The following is a 23,180-nucleotide window of genomic DNA, read 5'->3' as shown; positions in this document are numbered from 1 at the left end:
TCAACGGAAGGGCGGCGAGTAGATCAGCCCACCGTCTTTCCACTGCCGGTTCTCGGCCCGCTCGAGCTTGAGCGGGGAGCCGGTGCCCACATTGCGCTCGAAGATCTCGCCGTAGTTGCCCACCGCAGCGATCGCCTTGGGCACGAAATCGGCCGGCAGGCCCAGCTGTTTGCCGAAATCCCCCTCCACGCCGAGGAAACGGCGCAGGTCGGCCAGGTTGGTGTTGGCCTTGGCTTCCGCCACCTTGGCGGCCACGTTGGCTTGGGTGATCCCCAGCTCCTCCGCCTGGAACAGGGCGAAGACGGTCCAGCGCAGGGCATCGGCCCAGGCGGGATCGCCGTTGACGGTGGCAGGGGTGAGCGGTTCCTTGCTCATCACTTCCGGCAGCAGGATGTGGGCATCGGGCTGCGGGAAGCTGCTGCGCTTGGCGGCCAGCTGGGAACGGTCACTGGTCACGGCCACGCAGCGGCCGCCCAGGTAGGCGGCGTAGGTCTGATCGCCGGTCTGGAACTTGAGCGGGGTGTAGGCGATGCCCTGCTCGCGCATGCGATCCGCCAGGTTGAGCTCGGTGGTGGTGCCGCTCTCCACGCAGATCGGCTTGCCGGCCAGATCCTTGAGGGTCTTGATGCCGCTGGCCACCGGGGCCATCAGGCCCTGGCCGTCATAGAAGGTGGTGGGACCAAAGGAAATGCCGTTGCCGCCGGCCGAATCGCGGCTCAGGGTCATGGTGGTGTTGCGGGCCAGCATGTCCACCTCGCCGCTGGCGAGGGCCGCAAAGCGCTCACTGGAGTTGAGGTCGCGATACTCCACCTTCGACGGATCGCCGAGCACGGCGGCGGCCACCGCCCGGCAGGTGTCGGCATCCAGGCCGCTGTAGGTGCCGTCGGGGCCGAGGAAGCTGAAGCCCGGCAGCTTGCCGTCCACGCCGCAGACCAGCTTGCCGCGGCTGCGGATCGTGTCCATCTTCTGGCTCTGCACGCCTTCGCCGCCGCCGCCGTCGTTGGCGCAGCTGGCCAGCAGCAGGGACAGCACCACCGGAGCCGCCGCCAGCAGGGAGCGCAGACGCGGCCGCTGCAGACGTGATGGCTGCAGGCGTGATGGTTGCAGGCGCGGTGATCGCAGCTGAAGCATCAGGGGCTGTGGCGAAGTGAGCGCAGTTTGCCAGCAGGACACAAGGAGTGCCGGTCACAACGCCCACACGTTGCACGACCGCTCCCGATCCCCTCAGGCGAGGGCGATGATGGCGAGCAGGTCGGGGCCTGGCTCGCCGTTCGATGACCGTTTCCTCCGCTGCGCCGGACCCGGCTTCCCCTTCCCTGGTGATGCGTCGCCCGGACGACTGGCACGTGCATCTGCGCGACGGCCCCCTGCTCAATGCGGTGGTGGCTGCCACGGCGCGGGCGTTCGGCCGGGCAATCGTGATGCCCAACCTGAGCCCGCCGATCACCACAGCGGCGATGGCCGAGGACTACCGCCAGCGGATCCTGGCCGCCCTGCCGCCCGGCAGCCGCTTCCAGCCGCTGATGACCGCCTACCTCACCGACACGATCGATCCGGCGGAACTGGAGCGGGGCCATGCGGCCGGAATCTTCACGGCCGTGAAGCTCTATCCGGCCAACGCCACCACCAATTCGGCCCATGGCGTGACCGACATCGCCAGGCTCACACCCGTATTCGAGACGTTGGAGCGCATCGGCATGCCGCTCCTCTTGCATGGTGAGGTCACCGACGCGGAGATCGACATCTTCGATCGCGAAGCGGTGTTCATCGAGCGGCACCTGCAGCCGCTGCTGGAGCGCTATCCCCGCATGCGGGTGGTGCTCGAGCACATCACCACCAGCGAAGCGGTGGCCTTCGTGGAGAGCCAGGCGGGTGGCGACAACCCACGCCTGTGCGCCACGATCACCCCCCACCACCTGCAGCTCAACCGCAACGCGATGTTCAGCGGTGGGATCTGGCCCGACTTCTACTGCCTGCCGGTGATCAAGCGGGAACGGCATCGCCTGGCCCTGCGCCGTGCCGCCGTCTCCGGCAACCCCTGCTTCTTCCTCGGCACCGATTCCGCCCCCCATCCCCGCTCCGCCAAGGAAGCCGCCTGCGGCTGCGCCGGCATCTTCAATGCGCCCCATGCGCTGGAGAGCTACGCGCAGGTGTTCGAGCAGGAGGGGGCGCTGCACCGGCTCGAAGCCTTCGCGTCGCTCTACGGTCCCCGCTTCTACGGCCTGCCGCCCCACGAGCAGACCGTGGCACTGCGCCGCGAGCCGGTGCCGGTGCCACGGCGCCTGGAGCTGGCCGATGGCAACGGCGGTGTGGAGGTGCTGGTGCCCTTCCACGCCGGCCAGACCCTGCCCTGGCGCCTGGTCGACTGAGGGCTGAGGGCATGGAGCTGGGGGGCTGTCCTGGAGAGCCGTCCTGCGGGAGTGATCGCTCAGTCCTTCTCTCAGCCCGGCGAAGCCGTGTGCGGATCGCCAGGGGGTGGTTCGGTGTCGCCGGCGGGATCGGGGCTGAGGTTGAGGAAACGGCAAACCATCGGAAGAGTGAGGCCCTGCAGCAGCAGGTTCAGCACCATCACAATGAAGATGGTGCTCTGGCAGTCGCGGGCGAGCGCCTCCACTTGAGCCGGGTCAATGCCGTCGAGGTGGCCAGGGTGTGGGCGGCTGTGGCAACGGAGGCCAGCTGCGCCCCCCTGCCCTCCAGCAATGGTCAGGTGAGTATCGGGGTTCAGCCCTGTGAGTGCGCGGCACCGCCGCCCAGCAGGCTGGCCTGGTCGCTGCTGAGCCGGCCAGCGGCCATCAGCACGTTGGTGATGCGTGGGATCATCAGCACCGCATGGGTGCGGTAGCCCGCGTCCGCCAGGCGTTGGCGGGCCTGACCACCATGGTCGATGAACACCACCACATCGCGCACCACCAGGCCCGAGGTTTCCAGCTTGCCGATCCCCTCCAGCACGCTGCCGCCGGTGATCAGGATGTCGTCGACCACCACCACGGTTTCGCCCTCGTTGAAGTCGCCCTCGATCAACCGCCGCGCTCCATGGGCCTTCACTTCCTTGCGGGGATAGATCAGCGGCAGGTGCAGCTTCAGCGACAGGCCGGTGGCGGTGGGCAGCGATCCGTAGGGAATGCCGGCGATCCGATCGAAGCGCAGCCCTTCCAGCTGGCCGGCGTAAGCATGCAGCACCCGGTGGAAAAGGTTGGGGTCGGAAATGATCTGGCGCAGATCGATGTAGTAATTGAAGATGGCGCCGGAAGCCTGCACGTACTCACCGAACAGCAGGCAGCCCACGTCGAACAGTTCCACGATCAGCTCATCGAGCGGATCGACGCTGCTGACAAGGCTGGTGCGCCCCGCCCCCTCACGCTTCGCACCGTCGCTCTCGGTGCCGACGGCGTCTGCGTGGCGCCCGGCGCCCCGCCCACCTGAGCTGCGCGCGGCGCCGTTGCCCTCTGCGTTCTGCGCCGAAGCCTTCCCCTTCCTGCCGGCGCGGGTTCCGACAGAGCTGGAGGCGACGGCGTTGAGCGGGCCACCCCCGCCCTTGCCAGCGCCAGCCCCGAGGGCAGCACCCTCCTCCCCGTCAACGTCTTCTCCGTCGCCTTCCTCCCCATTGCCCTCGAGGACAGCTCCGGCACTCCCGCCGAGGACAGCAGCGGCAGCCCCCGTTTCCGGTGCCGGCAGCCACAGGTCGCAGCGGTCGGCCACGTTGCTGAGCCAGCGGTGCCGCATGGTTTCGATCTGGATGCGCAGGGCGCTGGTGCCGGCCGCCATCCCTTTCTCCACCAGCAGGTGCTGGGGCAGGGGCAGCAGCAGGCCGTCGCCGGAGGCATTGAGGCCCGCCTGCAGCAGAGCTTCCAGCCGCTCCTCCTGCTCCCAGAGGCTGCGCAGGATCAGGAAGCGTTCCGGAGCCGCGCTGCGCACCCGCGCCAGCACCGCTGGATCACTGGTGCCCACCTCCAGCAGCAGTTGCTCGGCGGTGGCCCACAACTGGCTTTCGCGCACCACCGTCGTGTACAACGGCCGGTCTTCGTCGGGGTGGTGCTGAAACACCCGGGCGCCGGGGTTGGAGCTGTGGCAGGTGATCACCACGGCCCGGTCGGGGTAGAGCAGGAACGGGGCGACGATGTCCTGGCCGGCCAGGGGCGAGAGGGTGAGGGCATCAGCCCCCAGCTCGCGGAACACGTACTGGGCCAGGGCCGAGGAGGTGTTCAGATCGCCGTGCTTGGCATCCAGGATCAGTGGCATGTCGCGCGGCACCAGCTCGCGCACTTCGTGCAGCAGCTCGATGCCGATCGGCCCGAGCGCCTGGTAGAAGCCGAGGCTCGGCTTGTAGGCGCAGACGTGATCACCGGTGGCGTCGATCACCGCCTTGATCCAGCGCCGTGCCTGAGCCAGGAACGAGCCGCTGGAGGGGTGATGGCGGGTCCAGGTCTGCAGCATCTCCGGGTTGGGATCCAAACCGGTGATCAGCAGCGACTGGCGGCTCGCCATCGCATCGGTGAGTTTGACGAAGAAGTTCATCGTTCTGCGGTCAGCATGGCAGTGTCCGCGGATCTGGCAGCCTTTCCGCAGCCGCGATGGCGGTCGGTGAGTCGGTGACTCAGGGAGTGGCTCAGTCAGTGAGTGGCTCAGTCGGTCAGCCGGAGCGGTTCATGCGGCTGATCCAGTCGGCGGAGATCTCCTTCGGGCACACGGCGGCGCACTCCAGCTGGTTGCTGCAGCTGCCGAAGCCCTCGGCCGCCATAGCGGACTGCAGGGCGGCGGAGCGCCGCTGCCGCTCCGGTTGCCCCTGGGGCAGCAGGGCCAGATGGCCCAGCTTGGCGGCCACGAACAGGCTGGCGGAGGCGTTGGGGCAGGCGGCCACGCAGGCACCGCAGCCGATGCAGCTGGCGGCGGCGAAGGCCTGCTCCGCCTGCTCGCGGCCCACCAGCAGCGCATTGGCCGCCGGAGCGCTGCCCGTGTTCACCGACACGTAGCCGCCGGCCGCGAGCACCCGGTCGAAGGCGGAGCGGTCGACGCTGAGGTCCTGCTGCAGGGGAAAGGCCCGGGCGCGCCAGGGTTCAAGCGTGAGCGTGTCGCCGTCGCGGAAGTGGCGCAGGTAGAGCTGGCAGACGCTGGTGGCGCGCTGGGGGCCGTGGGCCTGACCGTTCACCATGAAGCCGCAGGCGCCGCAGATGCCCTCGCGGCAATCGTGATCGAAGCTCACCGGCCGCTCACCGGCCATCAGCAACTGTTCGTTGAGGCGATCGAGCGCCTCCAGCAGCGAGAGATCGGGGCTGAGTTCCTCCAGCGGGTAGCTCACGAAGGCGCCGGGCTGCGGCGGGCTCTCCTGACGCCAGATCCGCAGCGTGAGCCGGAGGGAAGCGCTGCTCATCGGTAGTTGCGCCGGCTGGGGGTGGCGTGCCGGTAGTGGAGCGGCTCGCAGTGGCGGATAGGTTCCTCGCCATCGCCGTTCCACTGCCAGGCGGCGATGTGGCAGAAGTTGTCGTCGTCGCGGAGCGCTTCGCCATCGGCGCTCTGGTGCTCCTCGCGGAAGTGGGCGCCGCAGGATTCCTCCCGCGCCAGCGCATCGCGCAGCATGAGGCCGGCCAGCTGCAGGAAGTCCTCCAGCCGCAGCGCCTTCTCCAGCTCGGGACTGCGCCCCGCACGCGGTTCCGGCAGACGCAGCTCCTGGGCGAAGGCGTGCTCCAGCGCCCGCACCTCAACCATGGCGGCACACAGGCCGTCGGCGTGGCGGCTGATGCCGCAGGCCCCGATCATGATCTCCCCCAGCTGCCGGTGCAGGCTGTCGCAGCTGCGGCCGCCGTTTGGGCTGCCCAGGCCGTCGATGCGGGCCTGCACCGTGGCGATGGCGTCGCGGCAGGCCGGGTGATCGGAGTTCACCGCGGTATGCACGTGGCCCGCCAGCCAGCCGCTCACCGTGGCCGGGGCGATGAACAGGCCATCGGCGAGGCCCTGCATCAGGGCGCTGGCGCCTAACCGGTTGGCGCCGTGTTCAGAGAAGTTGGCCTCACCCAGCACGAACAGTCCGGGGATGGTGCTCATCAGGTTGTAGTCGACCCAGAGCCCCCCCATCGTGTAGTGCGGCGCCGGGTAGATGCGCATCGGTTCGGCATAGGGATCGCTGCCGGTGATGCGTTCATACATGGCGAAGAGATTGCCGTAGCGGCTTTCGACCGCAGTGCGGCCGTCACGACGGATCGTGTCGCTGAAATCGAGATAGACCGAGCGGCCGCCGGGGCCCACCCCGTGGCCCTCCAGGCAGCGTTCCCTGGCCCGGCGCGAAGCCACATCACGGGGCACCATGTTGCCGTAGGTGGGGTATTGGCGTTCCAGGAAGTAATCCCGCTCGGCTTCGGGGATGGCGTGCGGTGGTCGCGCATCGCCTGCCTGGGCCGGCAACCACACGCGGCCGTCGTTGCGCAGACTTTCGCTCATCAGCGTGAGCTTGCTCTGGCCTGGATCGCCGCTGGGGATGCAGGTGGGATGGATCTGGGTGAAGCAGGGGTTGGCGAAGGCGGCACCGCGCCGGTGCGCTCGCCAGATGGCGCTGGCATTGGATTTCACCGCGTTGGTGGAGCGGTGGAACACGTTGCTGTAACCGCCGCTGGCCAGCAGCACCGCATGGGCGGTGTGGGCCTCAAGGCGGCCGCTGGCCTGCACCCGGCACACCACCCCGCGCGCCACCCCCTCCACCGTGATCAGATCCAGCACGTCCCGTTGCGTGAGCAGCTCCACCCGGCCGGCGTCCACCTGGCGCAGCAGGGCCTGCACGGCGCCGTACAGCAGCTGCTGGCCGGTCTGGCCACGGGCGTAGAAGGTGCGGCTCACCAGGGCGCCGCCGAAGCTGCGGTTGGCCAGGGTGCCGCCGTACTCCCGCGCGAAGGGCACCCCCTGGGCCACGCACTGGTCGATGATCGCCCCGCTGATTTCGGCCAGGCGGTGGCAGCCGGCTTCGCGGGCACGGAAGTCGCCCCCCTTCACCGTGTCGAGGAACAGCCGCTCAATGCTGTCGCCGTCGTTCTGATAGTTGCGAGCAGCGTTGATGCCCCCCTGCGCCGCCACCGAATGGGCCCGCCGCGGGCTGTCGTGATAGGTGAGCAGGGTCACGCGGAAGCCCTGCTCCGCCAGGCTGGCGGCGGCGGAGGCCCCCGCCAGCCCGCTGCCCACCAGCAGCACCTTGAAGCGCCGCTTGTTGATCGGGCTGATCAGCGGCAGCTCGCGGCGCCGCTGCGTCCAGGCGTCATGGATCGGCCCGCTGGGTAGCTGGGGATCGAGCTTCATGGCTACAGGCCCAACAGGGCCATCAGGCTTCCCAGGCCCCCAGCAGCCCCCGCCACCAGGCCACCTGCTGCAGCGGCGGCCAGGCCCGCCACCAGGGCAAAGCCACCGCCCACCAGCACAGCCAGCAGCCAGCTGCCCCTGCGCAGGCCCGCGGCGTTGGCGGCCTCCAGCAGGCCCAGGCTGCGGTGGGCGCTCTCGCTGCCATGCAGCAGATGCAGGGCCAGGGCCACGGCCGCCGCCAGGTAAAGGGCGAGAGCCCAGCGAGAGCTCAGCGCCAGGGCCACCGCCTGCGCCTCCAGGCCTGCCGGCGGCCGCTGCCAGCGCAACTGGCGCAGATGCACCACCAGAAACAGCAGCAGCACGCTGCCGCTGAGCGGCGCGGTGCGGGAAGCAAGGGCGGCAAGGCTGTCGGGGCGACGGCTGCGCAGCTGGGCATAGCCGGCCTCGCCGCGGGCGCGGGCTGATTGGAGCACCCGCTGCAGGCTCAGCGCCACGTGGGTGAGGGCCGCGAGGGCCAGCCCCAGTTCCGCCGCCGGCAACCAGGGGCTGGCATGGAGCCAGGCCGCCAGCGTCTCAAAAGCGGCCGGATCGAGCACCAGCTGGGCCACGCCGGCCAGATGGGCCAGCAGGAACACCACCAGCGCAAGGCCACTGGCAGCGATCAACCGGCCGGAAAGCCATGGGGACATGGGCGAGGCGGCCAGGGCAGCGCATCGCCTGTGATTCTGGGCCAGCATCGTGGCCCCTGCTCTGGTTGTGGCCCGTGATCAGGTTCCCCGGCTGCCTCGCTGGGCCCGCGCGTGTGGCCCTGTTGCTCGCCCTGCCCCTGGTGACGGCCTGTCAGGCCGGGCCGCTCAGTGGCGTTTCGACAGCGGATGCAACGAGTGGCACCCGCCCGCCGTTGGTGGTCAGCCCTGAGGCGCCGCGTGATGTGGTGCGCCAGGTGCCGGTGGTGGGGGGCCTGCAGCACCCCTGGTCGGTGGCGTGGCTGCCGAGCGGTGAGCTGCTGATCACCGAGCGACCCGGCTGGCTGCGGCTGGTGCGGAATGGCCGCCTCGATCCCACCCCGATCGCCGGGGTGCCAGCGGTGCTGGCGCGGGGCCAGGGTGGGTTGCTGGATGTCGCGGTGCATCCGAGCTTCGCCGACAACGGGCTGGTGTATCTCACCTATGCCGCCGGCACGGAAGCGGCGAACCACACCCGCCTGGCCCGGGCCCGCTTCGACGGACGCGCGCTGCAGGATCTGCAGGTGATCTTCGAGGTGCCCCAGCGCAAGGCGGGCGGCCAGCACTTCGGCTCCCGCCTGCTGTGGCTGCCCGATGGCACCCTGCTGCTGGCGATCGGCGACGGCGGCAATCCACCCGTGCAGCTCGATGGGGCTCTGATCCGTGTGCAGGCCCAGAACCGCGCCAGCGCCCTCGGCAAGATCCTGCACCTCACCGACACAGGCCGGCCGGTGCGCGCCGCCACTTTCGCCGGCGATCCCGGCTCCCTGCCAGGGCTGTGGAGCCTGGGCCACCGCAACATCCAGGGCCTCGCCTACGACCGCGGCCGCGGGCGGGTGTGGGCTACCGAGCATGGCGCCCAGGGTGGCGACGAGCTCAATAGCCCCAGGGCTGGGGCGAACTTCGGCTGGCCGGTTGTGACCCACAGCCGCGAATACTTCGGCCCGGCGATCTCCGCCTCCACCGGATCGCCGCGTTTCGTGGATGCGGAGCTGGTGTGGACCCCGGCGATCGCCCCCTCGGGGCTGGTGGTGTACGACGGCGAGCGGTTGCCGGCCTGGCGCGGCCAGCTGTTTGCCGGTGGCCTGGTGTCGCAGGCGGTGCATCGCCTCACGCTCGATGCCGCCGGCCGGGTGCGCGACCAGCACCGCATCGACATCGGCGCGCGGGTGCGCGATGTGCGCCAGGGGCCGGATGGTTTCCTCTACGTGCTCACCGATGCTGCGGGCGATGGCCAGCTGATCCGCCTGGAGCCGGCGCCCCCCTCCTGATCCAGAGCGCCGTTGCGCCGGCAGTGCCCATCCAGGTGGTCTGCTGTCGCTGCTGTTCAGCCCGGTGGGCGCCGCCTTGGGGTGCCCGTCAGATCTCGATCGCCAGCTTCCCCTTCACCTGCCGGGCTTCGAGGCGGCGCACGGCGTCCGGCAGCCTGTCGAGCGGGTAGCGCCCATCGATCCAGGGCCTGAGCTGCCCGGCTTCCACCAGCTCCTTCAGCACCAGCAGATCCGCCCGCTTCGGCTGCTGCATCACCGCCACCACCTGGCGGCGGCGCAGCCTGGAGAACAGGGGGCCGAGCAGCAGGGCACGCAGCAGCCGGCTGAAGTCGCCCCCCACCAGCACGTAGGTGCCGGCGGGAGTGAGCAGGGGCAGCCAGGAGCGGATCGGCAGAAAGGCCGCCATGTCCACGATCAGATCGAAACGCTGGGTCTGGCGGCGCAGATCGGCGGGCCCGAGATCGCTCACGTGGTCGGCGCCCAGGGCCAGCACCATCGCCTGGTTCTGCGCCCGGCAGAGGCCGGTCACTTCGGCGCCGTAGGCCTTGGCGATCTGCACGGCATAGGACCCCACGCCCCCGGAGGCGCCATGGATCAGCACGCGCTGTCCCGGCTTCAGCTGGCCCGCGTCCCGCAGCGCCTGCAGGGCGGTGAGCGCCGACACCGGCAGCACCGCCGCTTCCGCGAAGCTGCTGCCGGCGGGCATGGGCGCCAGGGCCGTGGCGGGGGCGCAGACGTAGTCCGCAAAGCCACCGAAGCCCGCCTCCGACAGATCGCCGAACACCGCCTCCCCCACCTGCAGCCCCGTCACTGCAGCGCCCACCGCCGCCACTTCACCGGCGATGTCGGTGCCGATGGTGGGGATCGAGGGCGTGCGCAGCCCGCCATAGATCAGTCGGCTGATGAAGGGGTCACCCCGCATCAGATGCCAGTCGCCGGCATGCACGGCGCTGGCCCGGACCCGCACCAGCACCTGATCGTCGGCCGGAACGGGCCTGGGCACCTGCTCCAGGCGCAGCACCTCAGGCGGGCCGTAGCGGCGCTGCACGATCGCCCGCATGGTGTCTGGAGGCACGGGCTCGGGCCACGACGGTGCCGGCATGGTGTCACGGCAGCCGTTGCCGGCAGGGTGTCAGGGCGGTCGGCGCCAGCATGTCGTGATCGGCCGGAGAATCCGGGCGCGTTTGCGTTTGTGTCGGCCATGACAGTGCCGCAACAAGGCGGCACAATTCGCGCTCCCGATCAGGAGGCCGGGATCGCCGATCCGCTCCCTCAGCCCGTGCCCAGCCCCCCACCGATGCCCTTCTTCAGACACCGCTGGCTGCGGCGCCTGGTTCTCGTGCTCGTGGCCGTCGCTGCCACGGTGCTGCCGGGATTCGCCATGGGGTCGTTTCCGCCACCGCCGCCGCCGCCTGCCCGCAGCTTCGGGCCCAGTGCGCCGCCGTCGCCACCGCCGGCCTCTGCGACTCCGGGGACTCTGGCGGCTCCGGCGACTTCCTCGGTTCCCGTGGCGCACACGCAGCCGCTCAGCCTCAACCGCGCCGAGATCCGCGGCGTCTGGATGACCGGCAACGACATGCCGGTGCTGCGCGACCACGACCGGATGCAGCTGGCAGTGGAGCAGCTGGCACGGCTGAACTTCAACACCATCTATCCGGTGGTGTGGAACAGCGGCATCGCCTATTACGCCAGTGCGTCCACCCAGCGCCGCGGCATTCAGTCGTTCACGTTCCGCGGCCTGCAGGGGCAGGACGTTCTCGCCGAGCTGATCCAGGCGGGCCATGCCAAAGGCCTGCTGGTGATCCCCTGGTTCGAATTCGGCTTCATGGCCCCGCCCGGCTCCGAGCTGGCCCGCCTGCATCCGCAATGGCTCACCCGCAAACAGGACGGCGGCCTGACCTCGATCAGCGCCGCTGGCGAGGTGGTGTGGCTGAACCCGCTGCATCCTGACGTGCAGGCGTTCATCCTGGAACTGGTGCAGGAAATCATCAGCCAATACGACGGCGACGGCATCCAGTTCGACGATCACATGAGCCTGCCGAGTGATTTTGGCTATGACGACGTCACCACGGCGTTGTATCGGAAGGAAACCAGGAAGGCTCCTCCTACCAACCCGCGCGATCCGGCCTGGTTGAAGTGGCGCGCTGACAAGATCAGTGACTTCATGCAACGAGTGCATGACACTGTGCATGCGGCCAAGCCCTCAGCGGTGGTGTCTGTGTCGCCGAACTACTACGACTTCGCCTACAAATTGCAGCTCCAGGATTGGCTCGGTTGGATCCGGCGTGGCCTGGTGGATGAGCTGATCGTGCAGCTCTATCGCCCGGATCTTGATTCCTTCCTGCCCCTGCTGGCCGAAGCGGCCCTGCTGGAATCGCGCACCAGGATTCCCACAGCGGTGGCGATCATGACGGGTCAGCGCCAGCGCCTGGTCCCGATGGAGCTGATTCAGGCCCAGGTGAATGCGGTGCGGGAACGCCAGCTCGGGGTGGCCTTCTTCTACTTCGAAACTCTCTGGAACCGGGCCATGGAGCCGCTCAGCGAGCGCAAGCTGGCCTTTCAGCAGTTGTTCCCATCCCCGGCTCCCCGCACCATGATCTGAGCCTCACCCGTGCTTAGGGATAAGCATTGGGCACAAAGAATTGCTCGTTCATCGGCGGACGCTGGTAATCGCTGCCGCTCTTGCGGGGCGGCAATTCAAACGGGGCCGGTGTCATGTCTTCGTAGGGAACCTTGCTGAGCAAGTGCCGGATGCAGTTGAGGCGGGCACGGCGTTTGTCGTTGGCCTCCACCGTGAACCAGGGGGCTTCAGGAATGTTGGTGTGGGCGAACATCTCGTCTTTCGCCTTGGAGAACTCCACCCAGCGATCGCGCGACTCCAGATCCATCGGACTCAGCTTCCAGCGCCGTGCAGGATCTTCCAGCCGGGAGAGGAAACGGGCCTCCTGTTCTTCATCGCTCACGGAGAACCAGTATTTGATCAGGATGATGCCGCTGCGCACCAGCATCCGCTCGAATTCCGGGCAGGAGAGCATGAATTCATCCACCTGCTCAGGCGTGCAGAAGCCCATCACCTTTTCCACGCCGGCCCGGTTGTACCAGCTGCGATCGAATAGCACGATCTCACCAGAGGAGGGGAAGTTCTCCACATAGCGCTGAAAATACCACTGCGATTTCTGCTGGTCGGAAGGGGTGCCTAGGGCTACCACATTGCAACCGCGTGGGTTAAGCGGCTCGGTGATGCGCTTGATCGTTCCACCCTTGCCGGCCGCATCACGGCCTTCAAAGAGCAGCACAAGCCTGTAGCCCACATGCTTGATCCAATACTGCATCTTCACCAGCTCCACCTGCAGGCGAGCAAGCTCTTTCTCGTAGAGCTTCTTGTCGAGTTTGGTAAACCGGCCTTCAACTTGATCGGAGAAGTCGTCAAGGATCGGCGAGGGGCTGTAGGCATCGCCTGAGCCGAGTGGGTAGGAGAGCGCTTTGCCGGGGCTCTTCTTGTGGCCATTCTTGCCGGATTTGTGTTTCTTGCCCTTCTTGACTTTCTCTTCTTTCAGTTTGTCCTTGGACATCGGCTCACCTCGGCTGCATCATTTGTGTTTAGTCGATGCGCAGGTGCAATCAGTGCAGCATTCACTACCGAGTCACCCCGGTTGAACGCCTACCACCACCCAGCACAGCAGCAGCATCCCTCAGCCCTGCCTGCTGAGCGGTGAGTTTGGCTCAGCTGATGATCAACACCACTCCCAGGGCGGCCACCATCAGCAGGATCGCGCCGGTGGCCAGCAGGGCATGGTTGAGCGCATCGGCGCGGGTTTCGCCCGCCTGCATGGCCACCTCATCGGCGTAGAGGTTGTCATGGTTCTCGAGGTCATGGGTGCGCATGGAAATCCTCGCGGGTTGGCGGTGGGGGGGGCCGGTGAGGCACCCTCCACATCAACCCTAAAAACGGTGCCAGTCCCCGTCCAGCGATCCATACCCGGCTTCACGAACGGCCATCCCCACCCACCATCCGTTGTTCCACCTCACCCCCCGCCGATGTCCGATTCCCTGCCCGATGGTCCGCAACTGCTGGCGCTGGAGTGCGCGAGCCGCCGCAATGGCAGCGGCCTGAGCCGGGCGGCGCTTCGCGGCACGTGGATCCTGCAGCGCACCTGGCCGCGGGGCCGCTCCACCCCTGCAGACCTGTCCAGCACCCTGCTGCGCGGGCTTGGCGCCTCGCTCAGCCTGAGCGCCCCAGCAGAGTCAACCGATGCAGCTGCGTCTGCCGCCTCTGAGGCGGACCCTCTGGAGATCATCAACAGCGTGCGGCTGGGGATGCTGGAGCTGCGGTTCTGCGGCGAGGCCCGGCTGCAGGGCCGGCGCCCCCTGCTGCTGTTCCGCTTCCTGCACCTGCAGCTGCGGCTGGGCGAACGCACACTGGTGGATCGCCCGCTGCCCGCCGCCGCTCCCTTCAGCAGCCTGCCGGTGGCGGGCCTGCCGTTCTTTGCCCTGATCGCGGCGGATCCCGAGGGGTCGTGGCTGGCGGCACGGGGCAAGGGCGGCGGCCTGGCTCTCTGGCAGCGCGCCAATGCCCGGCGACAGGCCTGAGCCGGCCTCAGGCTGCGCCACACCCCGCCCGGAGGGTTCGCATGGGCACAGCCAGCGTCCCCGATCCCGCGCAGGATCCTGCACACTGAACCCTGTTGTGATGGTTCCTGTCCTGCCCGGAGCACCTGTCCAGCGGATCTACCGGCTCGTCGATCCCCAGGGACAGCCTCACCCCGTGCTCGATGAGGCCTACGACTCGATGGAGGCGGCCTGGGAGGCGGCCTGTGGCTGGTGGCAGGAGCAGCGGGGCGGCCTTGCCGGTGGTCCGGTCGGGATCGGCCTGGAGGTCAGCACCGGCTGTGGCGACTGGCGTACGCTCCGGCATCCCGGCTGCTGATGGGCCGTTGAGCGCTTCGTCCTTGCCCACCCCTGCGCCCCTGGCCACCAGCCTGCGCGGGCGCCAGCTGCTCGCCGACCCGCAGTTCAACAAGGGCACGGCCTTCAGCCGGGCGGAGCGGCTCCAGCTGGGCCTGGAGGGGCTGCTGCCCCATGCCGTGGAGTCGCTCGACATCCAGGTGGCCCGGGTGTGGAAGGCCTTCTGCAGCCTGGCCAGCGACATGGAGAAGTTCCGCTTCGCCCACGGCCTGCGCCAGACCAACAGCATCCTGTTCCACCGCTTCCTGGCCGATCACGTCGAAGCGGTGCTGCCGATCGTGTACACCCCCACGGTGGGAACGGCGATCCAGCGCTTCAGCCTCGATTACCGCAGCCCCGCCGGCGGTGTGTTTCTGGCGGCGGCCGATCAGGACCGCTTCGCGGCGGTGCTGCGGCAGGCGGCCAGCGGGCCGATCGATCTGATCCTCGTCACTGATGCGCAGGGCATCCTCGGCATCGGCGACCAGGGGGTGGGCGGCATCGAGATCTGCCAGGGCAAGCTGGCGGTGTACACCCTCTGCGCCGGGCTGGATCCGCACCGGGCGTTGCCGGTGGTGCTCGATGTGGGCACCGACCGGCCCGAGCTGCTCGACGATCCCCTCTATCCCGGCAGCCACCAGCCACGCCTGTCCGGTGCCGCCTACGACGCCCTGATCGCCCGCTTCGTGCAGGCCGTCACCGAGGTGTTTCCGGGGGCCTTGCTGCACTGGGAGGATTTCGGCGTGGGCAATGCCCACCGCAACCTGGCCCGTTACCGGCAGCAGCTGCCCAGCTTCAACGACGACATCCAGGGCACCCGAGGCGTGGCCTGCGCTGTGGTGAGGGCGGCTTCCCAGGGGGCCGGAGTGCCGCTTGCCGAGCATCGCATCGTGGTGTTTGGCGCCGGCACAGCGGGGTGCGGCATCGCCGACGGCCTGGTGCGGCTGCTGCAGCGCAGCGGCCTTTCCGCCACAGAGGCGCGCCAACGTCTGTGGTTGATCGATCGCCACGGGCTGGTGCACACGGGCCAGCTGCCGGAGCAGATCCCGGAGATGGCCAGAGGCTTGGCACGCCCGCTGGCGGAGCTGGAGGCCTTCCGCCGCGACGCCGCCGGCACGATCGGCCTGCTGGAAGTGGTGGAGCGCGTCTGCCCCACCGTGCTGATCGGCACCTCCACGGTGGCGGGGGCCTTCACTCAGCAGGTGGTGGAACGCATGGCCGCCGCGGTGGCCCGGCCGATCATCCTGCCGCTGTCGAATCCCACCCGGCTGGCAGAGGCCCAACCCGCCGATCTGCTGCGCTGGAGTGAGGGCCGCGCTCTGGTAGCCACCGGCAGTCCGTTTGCGCCGGTGGAGGTGGGGGGGCGGCTGCGCCGCATCGGTCAGTGCAACAACTGCTTCCTCTTCCCCGGCCTGGGTTTCGCCAGCGTGGCGGTGGGGGCCACCGAAGTGAGCGAGGCGATGATCGATGCGGGCCTGGAGGCACTGGCGCGGCGCATTCCTGCCTGGAGCGATCCCGAGGCGCCGCTGATGCCGGATCTCACCGAGGTGGCGGTGGTTTCAACAGCAGTGGCGGAAGCGGTGGCCCTGGCGGCGGTGCAAGCCGGCGTGGCCCGCTTCGCCAGCACTGCCGAGCAAGCGCTTGCCTGCCTGGAGAAGGCCCGCTGGCACCCCACCTACCGCGCGGTGGTGGGGGCCTGAGCGAAACGAGCCGCGCGCAGCTCCGGGTTCAGAGCTCGTCTTCCACGCCCGGCAGCACGGTGCAGTCGCTCATCGGGTAGCTGACGCAGAGCAGGGCGAAACCCTGGGCGATCTGGTCGTCGTCGAGGAAGCTCTGATCGGATTGATCCACGCTGCCGGCCAGGATCTTGCCGGCACAGGTGCTGCAGGCACCGGCACGGCAGGAGTACGGCAGGTCGATGCCCTGCTCTTCGGCGGCATCAAGGATGTACTGATCGTCGGGGCAGTCGAAGGTCTTGCCGCCCTCGATCGTGATCGCGTAGGTGGCCATGGTGAGGTCGACGTGGATGACCCACTGGATTTAGGGAGCCGATCGCGGCGCTGATGTGCGGGCGGCTACGGATTGCCGTGGTGCGCGCGCTTGCCGGCAGCGGCATGAACGCATGTGGTGGCATGAACACACGGCCGGGCCCGGCTGGCACCTGATGGGCCTCCTGCTCTTTACATGGAAACCCGTGTGGAGGGAGTGGAGCGTGATCAGGGTTTGGATCCCGGCGGAGCGGAGCCCCAGCGAACGACGGGTGGCTGCGACGCCGGAAACGGCCCGCCGCCTTGCCGACAAGGGCTGTGCGGTGGCGATTGAGAGTGGCGCCGGCCAGCAGGCGGGCTACGGCGACGACAGCTTTGCGGCCAGCGGCGCGGACGTCCTGCCCGCCGGAGCCGCTGAAGGCTGGGAGCGCGCCGATGTGGTGCTCACCGTGGCGCCACCGCGGCTGGAAGCCGAGGGCGGCCCCGGCCATGTGGAGCGTCTGCGCTCCGGCAGCCTGCTGATGGGCCTGCTGGAGCCCTATCAGAACCGCCCCCTGATCGAGCGCCTCTCCCACCAGGGCGTGTCGGCACTGGCGCTGGAGCTGCTGCCCCGCATCAGCCGCGCCCAGACGATGGATGCCCTCTCCTCGCAGGCCAACATCGCCGGCTACAAGGCGGTGCTGCTGGCAGCGGCCGAGCTTGATCGTTTCTTCCCGATGCTGATGACCGCGGCCGGCACGGTGCAGCCGGCCAAGGTGGTGGTGCTCGGCGCCGGCGTGGCCGGTCTGCAGGCGGTGGCCACGGCTCGCCGCCTCGGCGCCGTGGTGAAGGTGAGCGATGTGCGGCCGGCCGCCAAGGAGCAGGTGGAATCGCTCGGTGCCCGCTTCATCGATCCGCCTGAACGCGATGCCCCCGGCGAGGCCGGCGGCTATGCCCGCGAGGCCGGCCTGGCCTTCCTTGAAGCGCAGCGCCAGCAGCTGGCCGTGCACCTGGCCGAAGCCGATGCCGTGATCACCACGGCGCTGGTGCCGGGTCGGCCGGCACCGCTGCTGATCACCGAACAGATGCTGGCCGTGATGCGGCCCGGATCGGTGGTGGTGGATCTGGCGGTGGGTCAGGGCGGCAATGTGGCCGGCAGCCAGGCCGACACCACCGTCGAAATCGGCGGGGTGCGGGTGATCGGCGCCGGCCAGTTGCCGGCTTCGGTGCCGCAGCACGCCAGTGCTCTGTATGCGCGCAATGTGTCAGCGCTGCTGGAGCAGCTGCTCGTCGACGACCTGCTCACCATTTCCCCGGAGGACCCACTGTTGGACCCCTGCCTGATCACCCATGCCGGCGCCTGCCGCCGCCCCGACCTCTGGCCCGCGCTGGTGGAGGTGACGGCATGAGCGGCGTTCTCAGCGGCACCGAAGCGCTCTGGGTGCTGGTGCTCGGCAGCCTGCTCGGGCTGGAACTGATCGGCAAGGTGCCCCCCACCCTGCACACCCCGTTGATGTCCGGCGCCAACGCCATCAGCGGCATCACCCTGCTGGCGGCCCTGGTGCTGATCGCCGAAGCGCCCACACCAGCGCTGCGCCTGCTGGGCGCCACCGCGCTGGGCTTTGCCCTGTTCAACGTGGTCGGGGGCTTCCTCGTCACCGACCGGATGCTGGCCATGTTCAAACGTAAGGGAGCGAACTGATGGGAGAACTGACGCTCGAACTCGGGGCTGTGCTGCTGCTGGCCCTCGGCCTCAAGGGCCTGGCCAAGATCCGCACAGCACGTGCGGCCAATGGTCTGGCGGCCCTGGCCCTGCTGCTGGCGGTGGCCGGTCTGTTGCTGCAACAGGGGTTCGCCGGCTGGCCGTGGATGCTGCTGGGTCTGGGGGTGGGCGGCGGCCTCGGCGCCCTGCTCGCCTTCAAGGTGGCGATGACCGCCATGCCGGAAACCGTGGCGCTGTTCAACGGCTGCGGCGGCCTGTCGTCGTTGCTGGTGGCGATCGGCGCCGCCCAACTGCCCACGCCGCTCGACCTGCTGGGTCAGGTGTCGGTGCTGGCGTCGGTGCTGGTGGGCGCCATCACCTTCAGCGGCTCGCTGGTGGCGATGGGCAAGCTGCAGGAATGGCTGGGCACCCCCGGCTGGACCCAGAAACCCCAGCGCCACGCGATCAACATCACCCTGGCGGTGGCCTCGCTGGTGTGCTGCGGCCTGGTACTCAAAGGCATGGCGGTGGCGCTGATCCCGCTCACCGTGCTGTCGCTGCTGCTGGGCGTGGGCCTCACCCTGCCGGTAGGCGGCGCCGACATGCCGGTGGTGATCTCGCTGCTCAACTCCTATTCCGGTGTGGCCGCAGCAGCAGCCGGCTTCGTGGTGGGCAGCGAGCTGCTGATCGTGGCGGGCGCCATGGTGGGAGCGGCGGGCCTGATCCTCACCCAGGTGATGTGCACGGCGATGAACCGCTCGCTCACCTCGGTGCTGTTCGGCGGTGCCATGGGGGCAGCGCCGGCGGCCGGCGCCGATGGCGCCAAGGATGAGGGGTACAAGAACGTCACCTCCTGCAGCGCCGAGGAATGCGCGCTCACGCTGGAAGCTGCCGAGCGGGTGGTGTTCGTGCCGGGCTACGGCCTGGCGGTGGCCCAGGCGCAGCACAGCCTCAAGGAGCTGGCCAAGCTGCTGGAGCAGCAGGGCATTGCGGTGAGTTATGCGATCCACCCGGTGGCCGGCCGCATGCCGGGCCACATGAATGTGCTGCTGGCCGAGGCCGATGTGCCCTACGACCAGCTGATCGAGATGGACGCGATCAACCCGGAGTTTCCCCGCACCGATGTGGTGATCGTGCTGGGCGCCAACGACGTGGTGAACCCTCGCGCCAAGAGTGACCCCGGCAGTCCGCTTTACGGCATGCCCGTGCTGGAGGTGGATCAGGCCCGTTCGGTGTTCGTGGTGAAGCGCAGCCTGGGCTCCGGCTACGCCGGCATCCGCAACGACCTGTTCGAACTCCCCCAGACTTCGATGGTGTTCGGCGACGCCAAACAGGTGCTGCAGACCCTGCTGCAGGAACTGCGCGCCCTAGGCGTCGGCAAGGTGCCGGCGGGGGCTGGGGCGGGGCGCTGAGGAGCAAGAGCTCGCTTCCTGCCACCGGACCAACAACTCGAGATGCCAGATGGCTCTGATTGCGATTCTTCCTTTGCGGGGAAAAATCGTTCTGCCGAGCTGTCTGGCTCACTGTTCGTTCGGCCCCAACCAAGAATGCAGGAAATCACGCCGCCGTTTTCTTGCATTCAGTTGTATTTGAGTAGCGTCTGACAGACATTGTCATAACGATGAAGGCAACATGAGAAGGTTCTCATTGTTCGGTCATCGGGAAAATGAGCCGATAACTTTGTTGAGTGTTCCTCGTACTTGAGAACTCGACATGACAACTCTCACTGTTAGTGGTGATCGTCTCGGCGAAGCCCTGCAATTTGACTCCAATGCTTCCACAACCAGCGTCGAAGTCGGGCGTGTCTGGTTCAGTGCCACCGATACGGTGCGGATCACCTTTGCTCCCGCCAGCTTAAACGCCCAGACCGGCGCTCTGATCGGTGGCGCTGGTGCCGTCATCGGTCTGACTGTCACCACCGCCGCTGGACAGGTGACCACCTTTTGAGTCTCAAGTGCGAATGCATTGGATGTGGATCCAGATCAATCGAAGAACGGTGCCGACTTTTTCTATATTTCCGAATCGCCTGCTGTTGGTGTGGGTGGCGCCTATGCCGGCTTGCAGCTTGAGAAAATTCTGGTGGCTGATCAGCCGCTCACAGCAGCCAGCCTCGTTCCCTTCAACAACACGGGTGGCTATCTCCCCACCACTGGTTCGGTCACGCCGCCATTGCCACAACTCACCGGAACAGCCGGCGATGACGTGCTCACGGGCACCGCTGCCGGCGACACCATGAAAGGCCTGAATGGCAATGATGCGATCCGTTCCCTTGGCGGAAACGACATCGTTTTCGGTGGTGATGGCAACGACATCATCGATGGTGGCGCCGGTGCCGATCGCCTCAACGGCGATGCCGGCATTGATCTGCTCTGGGGCGGCGGCGGTGCCGACCAGCAGGTTGGTGGTGCCGGCGATGACCTGATCGACGGCGGCCTGCAAAGTGACAGGCTCACGGGTGGCGCAGGCGGTGATGTGTTCATCTTCGGCGCTGGCGATACGGTATCAGCACCACGTCCTAGGGCACCCAGCTCTCGTTTGCTGGCTCCTCTGGAAGCATGCTTCTGCAGGGGTACTTCGGCGGCTTTGATCCCGGACACGACTTCAAGTTCGATTACGTGCCGACATTCGATTTCATCTGACCTCATCGATTGTGATTGTCGCCCGTCAGGCTGTTGGCCTGGCGGGTTTCTTCCTGCATTCATTGCTCACGCCCTGATCAGTGCTCTGAACGGGGCTGTTTCAGCTGTTTGTGCCAGCGTCAGTCCAGGCTCAACGCCAGTGCGAAAGCATCGCTTCCAGCAGCGGTGGTGCCTTACCTTTACTGCTCAATTCCGTACACGTTGGAAGGTCACATGCCGTAAGCGGGGTTCATTGGTGAGGTTCGCACGCGGCTGTTGGTGTTCTATGCCGTGATGCTGTCTGTGCTGATTGGTCTGACGGTGCCACTCAGTAAGCATCTGCTGCTGCTTGAGCTGCACCAGCGTGAGCAAACCAGCCTGGGCGAGAGCATTCAAGACTTCGAGCACTACATGCGGCCATTGCTTACCGCCGAAGCGGCTCCTTCCAGCCCTGAGCTTGCCGGGCATATGAAGAGTTTTCTCACGAAGATCCTTCCTGAAGACGACACCTTCTTCATCCTGATCATCAATGGAGAGTTTCAGCGCTCGAGCCCAGTGGCTCTGCCTCATCCCATGCGGCCGGGATCTGTCTTGATGCGGCAGTGGGAAGCCACCACAAAGCTTGCTTCAGGCAAGGTGGATGAAGCTGATCCTGAGGTGGGAACCATCCTGTATTCGGCCGTTCCTGTTGAAGTGGATGGCCGGGTGCAAGCTGTGTTCGTGGCGGCACGTACCACTGCCGGCGAACTTGCTGAGGTTGGCGATTTCACCTCCATCTTGATTCAGATTGTTGTTGGCATTCTGATCACGTCGCTGTTGTTTCTCTGGATTCTTTCCAAGGCGGTGCTGGCACCCCTCCAGCTACTCGCCAGCACCACGCGTTCGATCACGGCCACGAATCTCAAGCAGCGTTTACCCGTGACCGGCAGAGGCGAACTGGGGGACATCACCCTCAGCTTCAACGCCATGATGGACCGCCTGGAAGCCTTGATCATTTCCCAGAAGGAATTCATCCAAGATGCTGGGCATGAATTGCGCACACCAATCACAGTGATCAGGCGCAATATCGAACTGCTTCTTCAGGACGATGATGAGGAAGCTCGCCGTGAAACGGTGCGCCTCGTGCTGGATGAAGTCGACAGGATCGCCAGGCTGGTTGCTGAGCTTTCACTGCTGGCCCAATCCCAACGCCCTGAATTCCTGGTGCTCAGTGACCTTGATGTGCATCGCTTCACCCAGGACATCTACCAGAAGGCCAGGATTCTCGCCCCGCGCCGCTGGTCGTTGGCATGCACGGCCCAGACAATGATGGAGGCCGATGAACAACGCCTCACCCAGTGCATGATGAACCTTGCACTCAATGCCAGCCAGCACACCAGTGAATCTGATCGCATTGAGCTCGGCTCCTCCCTCGCTGCCGATGGCTCCATCCGCCTCTGGGTCTCAGACAGCGGTGAGGGAATCCCTGAGCGCATCCAGCCGCAGGTGTTCAAACGCTTCTTCAAGGGCAGAAGCCGCACCCAAGCTGAGCATCATTCGGGCCTTGGTCTGTCGATCGTCAGGGCTATCGTGAACGCCCACCATGGCCGGATTGAACTCCTCAGCCAGCCAAACCGCGGCACGACCTTCACATTGATCTTTCCCGCACGGCAACCTGTGCTGCTGCGCGACTTTTCCCCTGAGCCATGGCCTGCATCCTGATCGCTGAAGACGAGCCACGCATCTCTCGCTTCATTGAAAAGGGGCTGCGGGCTCAGGGCTACGACGTGGTGCACACGCCATCCGGTGATGGCGTGGTCGACATCCTTTCTGCCTCCCCCATCGATCTGTTATTGCTGGATCTCGGCCTCCAGGGCCTTGATGGCACCAATGTTCTCGAGGAGATGCGGGGTCAGGGCATTGAAACCCCGGTGATTGTTCTCACCGCCCGCGATGATCTCAGCACCAAGGTGGCCAGCCTGGATGCTGGCGCTGATGATTACATCACCAAACCCTTTCGCTTTGATGAACTGCTGGCGCGCATCCGTGCCCGTCTGCGCACGTCCGCTGCCCGCCTGGCTCAGGCTCCGAATGCGCAGACGCTTGAGCTTCAGCACTGCGGCATCACCATGAACCTGCGGGCACGCCAGGTGTTCCTTGAGAGTTTTCCCGACCCTATCGACCTCACGGATCGTGAGTTCCGTTTGTTGGAGTTGTTCCTCAGCAACCCGCTGGCCATCCACAGCCGCGAGCAGATTCTCGACCATGTCTGGGGCTATGGCCACGATCCCCAGTCCAACATTGTGGATGTCTACATCGGTTATCTCCGTCGCAAAATCGATTCCCGCCGCATCGAAACGATCCGTGGGATCGGCTACCGCCTTTCAAGCCGCTGAGATCACCCATGCCTTGGCTCAGGACTTGGCTGCTCGATGTGGTTGGCCACCAGATTGTTTCTGCCTGCAGCTGAGCTGACCATTGTTGTATGGCATCCCGACGCTGTGCGCCTCCCATCCGTTTGTCAGCCGGCACAACTGGGCGCCGCGGCGATTTTGCAGTAGGTCATCCTCCTGCGTTCGCTTGTCCCTGCCGCACGCCGTCATGGCGTCATTGTCTCTCTCCTCATCTGGCGCAACGGTTCCGATGCCACCAGCCGCTCTGAGGCCCTCAACCCCAAGGCCTCTCCACCCTCGGGC

Annotated in this window: 23 protein-coding genes; 13 read left to right on the top strand and 10 right to left on the bottom strand. The window is 67.1% G+C overall.

Annotated elements, in window-relative coordinates; all coding sequences use genetic code 11:
• Nucleotides 1-1,131 (bottom strand): amino acid ABC transporter substrate-binding protein, encoded by a 1,131-nt coding sequence (locus tag KQ303_RS05230; protein ID WP_259729428.1) that lies wholly within the window; start codon nt 1,129-1,131, stop codon nt 1-3.
• A 143-nt stretch (nt 1,132-1,274) separates the two neighbouring features.
• On the opposite strand from KQ303_RS05230, the gene pyrC reads away from it, so the two are divergent.
• Nucleotides 1,275-2,369: a dihydroorotase gene (gene pyrC, locus KQ303_RS05225; RefSeq protein WP_259729427.1), complete on the top strand. Its 1,095-nt coding sequence runs from the start codon at nt 1,275-1,277 to the stop codon at nt 2,367-2,369.
• 71 nt (nt 2,370-2,440) lie between these two features.
• Here pyrC and KQ303_RS05220 read toward each other — a convergent pair whose 3' ends face one another.
• The 5 genes from KQ303_RS05220 to KQ303_RS05200 all read right to left on the bottom strand — a co-directional run bounded on the left by KQ303_RS05220 (nt 2,441) and on the right by KQ303_RS05200 (nt 7,967).
• Nucleotides 2,441-2,614, bottom strand: coding sequence for a hypothetical protein (locus KQ303_RS05220; RefSeq protein WP_259729426.1), 174 nt, complete (start codon nt 2,612-2,614; stop codon nt 2,441-2,443).
• Nucleotides 2,615-2,721: 107 nt separating this feature from the next.
• The gene (gene pyrF / locus KQ303_RS05215) at nt 2,722-4,515 is read right to left on the bottom strand and encodes an orotidine-5'-phosphate decarboxylase (protein WP_259729425.1); all 1,794 of its coding nucleotides are present in this window, start codon (nt 4,513-4,515) and stop codon (nt 2,722-2,724) included.
• Nucleotides 4,516-4,630: 115 nt separating this feature from the next.
• Nucleotides 4,631-5,368, bottom strand: coding sequence for a succinate dehydrogenase/fumarate reductase iron-sulfur subunit (locus tag KQ303_RS05210; protein ID WP_259729424.1), 738 nt, complete (start codon nt 5,366-5,368; stop codon nt 4,631-4,633).
• Complete coding sequence (locus KQ303_RS05205; RefSeq protein WP_259729423.1) at nt 5,365-7,278, bottom strand: fumarate reductase/succinate dehydrogenase flavoprotein subunit; 1,914 nt, start codon at nt 7,276-7,278, stop codon at nt 5,365-5,367. The genes KQ303_RS05210 and KQ303_RS05205 overlap by 4 nt, the downstream gene beginning before the upstream one ends.
• A gap of 2 nt (nt 7,279-7,280) precedes the next feature.
• Nucleotides 7,281-7,967, bottom strand: a complete 687-nt coding sequence (locus KQ303_RS05200; RefSeq protein WP_259729422.1) for a succinate dehydrogenase — start codon at nt 7,965-7,967, stop codon at nt 7,281-7,283.
• A 113-nt stretch (nt 7,968-8,080) separates the two neighbouring features.
• Here KQ303_RS05200 and KQ303_RS05195 point away from each other — a divergent pair, with 113 nt between their 5' ends.
• Entirely contained in the window at nt 8,081-9,274 is a 1,194-nt protein-coding gene (locus KQ303_RS05195; protein ID WP_259729421.1) for a PQQ-dependent sugar dehydrogenase, read from the top strand.
• 88 nt (nt 9,275-9,362) lie between these two features.
• Here KQ303_RS05195 and KQ303_RS05190 read toward each other — a convergent pair whose 3' ends face one another.
• A complete protein-coding gene (locus KQ303_RS05190) occupies nt 9,363-10,376 on the bottom strand; it encodes an NAD(P)-dependent alcohol dehydrogenase (RefSeq protein ID WP_259729420.1) in 1,014 nt (337 codons plus the stop codon).
• 195 nt (nt 10,377-10,571) lie between these two features.
• Here KQ303_RS05190 and KQ303_RS05185 point away from each other — a divergent pair, with 195 nt between their 5' ends.
• Nucleotides 10,572-11,876, top strand: coding sequence for a glycoside hydrolase family 10 protein (locus KQ303_RS05185; RefSeq protein WP_259729419.1), 1,305 nt, complete (start codon nt 10,572-10,574; stop codon nt 11,874-11,876).
• 13 nt (nt 11,877-11,889) lie between these two features.
• Here KQ303_RS05185 and ppk2 read toward each other — a convergent pair whose 3' ends face one another.
• Nucleotides 11,890-12,846 (bottom strand): polyphosphate kinase 2, encoded by a 957-nt coding sequence (gene ppk2 / locus KQ303_RS05180; protein WP_259729418.1) that lies wholly within the window; start codon nt 12,844-12,846, stop codon nt 11,890-11,892.
• Between the two features lie 151 nt (nt 12,847-12,997).
• Nucleotides 12,998-13,159, bottom strand: coding sequence for a hypothetical protein (locus KQ303_RS05175; RefSeq protein WP_255099385.1), 162 nt, complete (start codon nt 13,157-13,159; stop codon nt 12,998-13,000).
• A 153-nt stretch (nt 13,160-13,312) separates the two neighbouring features.
• Here KQ303_RS05175 and KQ303_RS05170 point away from each other — a divergent pair, with 153 nt between their 5' ends.
• The 3 genes from KQ303_RS05170 (at nt 13,313) to KQ303_RS05160 (ending at nt 15,918) form a co-directional block, all read left to right on the top strand.
• The gene (locus tag KQ303_RS05170; RefSeq protein ID WP_259729417.1) at nt 13,313-13,864 is read left to right on the top strand and encodes a hypothetical protein; all 552 of its coding nucleotides are present in this window, start codon (nt 13,313-13,315) and stop codon (nt 13,862-13,864) included.
• Nucleotides 13,865-13,964: 100 nt separating this feature from the next.
• Nucleotides 13,965-14,201 carry a hypothetical protein gene (locus KQ303_RS05165; RefSeq protein WP_094510706.1) on the top strand — a complete coding sequence of 79 codons (237 nt, stop codon included), beginning with the start codon at nt 13,965-13,967 and terminating at the stop codon, nt 14,199-14,201.
• Between the two features lie 7 nt (nt 14,202-14,208).
• Complete coding sequence (locus KQ303_RS05160; protein ID WP_259729416.1) at nt 14,209-15,918, top strand: NAD-dependent malic enzyme; 1,710 nt, start codon at nt 14,209-14,211, stop codon at nt 15,916-15,918.
• A 28-nt stretch (nt 15,919-15,946) separates the two neighbouring features.
• Here the strand turns inward: KQ303_RS05160 and KQ303_RS05155 are convergent, their stop codons facing one another.
• Nucleotides 15,947-16,228 carry a 2Fe-2S iron-sulfur cluster-binding protein gene (locus KQ303_RS05155; protein ID WP_094510704.1) on the bottom strand — a complete coding sequence of 94 codons (282 nt, stop codon included), beginning with the start codon at nt 16,226-16,228 and terminating at the stop codon, nt 15,947-15,949.
• A gap of 154 nt (nt 16,229-16,382) precedes the next feature.
• Between KQ303_RS05155 and KQ303_RS05150 the strand changes: the two genes are divergently transcribed.
• From KQ303_RS05150 to KQ303_RS05120, 7 genes are all read left to right on the top strand, one after another.
• Complete coding sequence (locus tag KQ303_RS05150) at nt 16,383-17,594, top strand: NAD(P) transhydrogenase subunit alpha (protein ID WP_259729415.1); 1,212 nt, start codon at nt 16,383-16,385, stop codon at nt 17,592-17,594.
• Nucleotides 17,591-17,887 carry an NAD(P) transhydrogenase subunit alpha gene (locus KQ303_RS05145; RefSeq protein ID WP_094510703.1) on the top strand — a complete coding sequence of 99 codons (297 nt, stop codon included), beginning with the start codon at nt 17,591-17,593 and terminating at the stop codon, nt 17,885-17,887. The genes KQ303_RS05150 and KQ303_RS05145 overlap by 4 nt, the downstream gene beginning before the upstream one ends.
• Nucleotides 17,887-19,299: an NAD(P)(+) transhydrogenase (Re/Si-specific) subunit beta gene (locus KQ303_RS05140; protein WP_259729414.1), complete on the top strand. Its 1,413-nt coding sequence runs from the start codon at nt 17,887-17,889 to the stop codon at nt 19,297-19,299. Before KQ303_RS05145 ends, KQ303_RS05140 begins: the two co-directional genes overlap by 1 nt.
• A gap of 301 nt (nt 19,300-19,600) precedes the next feature.
• Nucleotides 19,601-19,834 carry a hypothetical protein gene (locus KQ303_RS05135; RefSeq protein ID WP_259729413.1) on the top strand — a complete coding sequence of 78 codons (234 nt, stop codon included), beginning with the start codon at nt 19,601-19,603 and terminating at the stop codon, nt 19,832-19,834.
• 285 nt (nt 19,835-20,119) lie between these two features.
• Entirely contained in the window at nt 20,120-20,800 is a 681-nt protein-coding gene (locus KQ303_RS14735) for a calcium-binding protein (RefSeq protein ID WP_399233103.1), read from the top strand.
• Nucleotides 20,785-22,206: a cell wall metabolism sensor histidine kinase WalK gene (locus KQ303_RS05125; RefSeq protein ID WP_259729685.1), complete on the top strand. Its 1,422-nt coding sequence runs from the start codon at nt 20,785-20,787 to the stop codon at nt 22,204-22,206. The genes KQ303_RS14735 and KQ303_RS05125 overlap by 16 nt, the downstream gene beginning before the upstream one ends.
• A complete protein-coding gene (locus KQ303_RS05120; RefSeq protein ID WP_259729411.1) occupies nt 22,191-22,880 on the top strand; it encodes a response regulator transcription factor in 690 nt (229 codons plus the stop codon). Before KQ303_RS05125 ends, KQ303_RS05120 begins: the two co-directional genes overlap by 16 nt.
• Nucleotides 22,881-23,180 lie beyond the last annotated feature (300 nt).

This window comes from Synechococcus sp. CS-1333, from assembly GCF_025128015.1.
Taxonomy (GTDB): domain Bacteria; phylum Cyanobacteriota; class Cyanobacteriia; order PCC-6307; family Cyanobiaceae; genus MW101C3.
Note: the sequence above shows the minus strand (reverse complement) of the source record. Positions and strands in the feature narration are given on the sequence as shown.

Coding starts and splice junctions, on each gene's coding strand:
- KQ303_RS05120 (WP_259729411.1), top strand. CDS start 22,191: ATGGCCTGCATCCTGATCGCTGAAGACGAGCCACGCATCTCTCGCTTC.
- KQ303_RS05145 (WP_094510703.1), top strand. CDS start 17,591: ATGAGCGGCGTTCTCAGCGGCACCGAAGCGCTCTGGGTGCTGGTGCTC.
- KQ303_RS05170 (WP_259729417.1), top strand. CDS start 13,313: ATGTCCGATTCCCTGCCCGATGGTCCGCAACTGCTGGCGCTGGAGTGC.
- pyrF (WP_259729425.1), bottom strand. CDS start 4,515: ATGAACTTCTTCGTCAAACTCACCGATGCGATGGCGAGCCGCCAGTCG.
- KQ303_RS05230 (WP_259729428.1), bottom strand. CDS start 1,131: ATGCTTCAGCTGCGATCACCGCGCCTGCAACCATCACGCCTGCAGCCA.
- KQ303_RS05205 (WP_259729423.1), bottom strand. CDS start 7,278: ATGAAGCTCGATCCCCAGCTACCCAGCGGGCCGATCCATGACGCCTGG.
- pyrC (WP_259729427.1), top strand. CDS start 1,275: ATGACCGTTTCCTCCGCTGCGCCGGACCCGGCTTCCCCTTCCCTGGTG.
- KQ303_RS05155 (WP_094510704.1), bottom strand. CDS start 16,228: ATGGCCACCTACGCGATCACGATCGAGGGCGGCAAGACCTTCGACTGC.
- KQ303_RS05140 (WP_259729414.1), top strand. CDS start 17,887: ATGGGAGAACTGACGCTCGAACTCGGGGCTGTGCTGCTGCTGGCCCTC.
- KQ303_RS05200 (WP_259729422.1), bottom strand. CDS start 7,967: ATGTCCCCATGGCTTTCCGGCCGGTTGATCGCTGCCAGTGGCCTTGCG.
- KQ303_RS05150 (WP_259729415.1), top strand. CDS start 16,383: ATGGGCCTCCTGCTCTTTACATGGAAACCCGTGTGGAGGGAGTGGAGC.
- KQ303_RS05165 (WP_094510706.1), top strand. CDS start 13,965: ATGGTTCCTGTCCTGCCCGGAGCACCTGTCCAGCGGATCTACCGGCTC.
- KQ303_RS05185 (WP_259729419.1), top strand. CDS start 10,572: ATGCCCTTCTTCAGACACCGCTGGCTGCGGCGCCTGGTTCTCGTGCTC.
- KQ303_RS14735 (WP_399233103.1), top strand. CDS start 20,120: ATGAAAGGCCTGAATGGCAATGATGCGATCCGTTCCCTTGGCGGAAAC.
- KQ303_RS05135 (WP_259729413.1), top strand. CDS start 19,601: ATGACAACTCTCACTGTTAGTGGTGATCGTCTCGGCGAAGCCCTGCAA.
- KQ303_RS05190 (WP_259729420.1), bottom strand. CDS start 10,376: ATGCCGGCACCGTCGTGGCCCGAGCCCGTGCCTCCAGACACCATGCGG.
- KQ303_RS05210 (WP_259729424.1), bottom strand. CDS start 5,368: ATGAGCAGCGCTTCCCTCCGGCTCACGCTGCGGATCTGGCGTCAGGAG.
- KQ303_RS05175 (WP_255099385.1), bottom strand. CDS start 13,159: ATGCGCACCCATGACCTCGAGAACCATGACAACCTCTACGCCGATGAG.
- ppk2 (WP_259729418.1), bottom strand. CDS start 12,846: ATGTCCAAGGACAAACTGAAAGAAGAGAAAGTCAAGAAGGGCAAGAAA.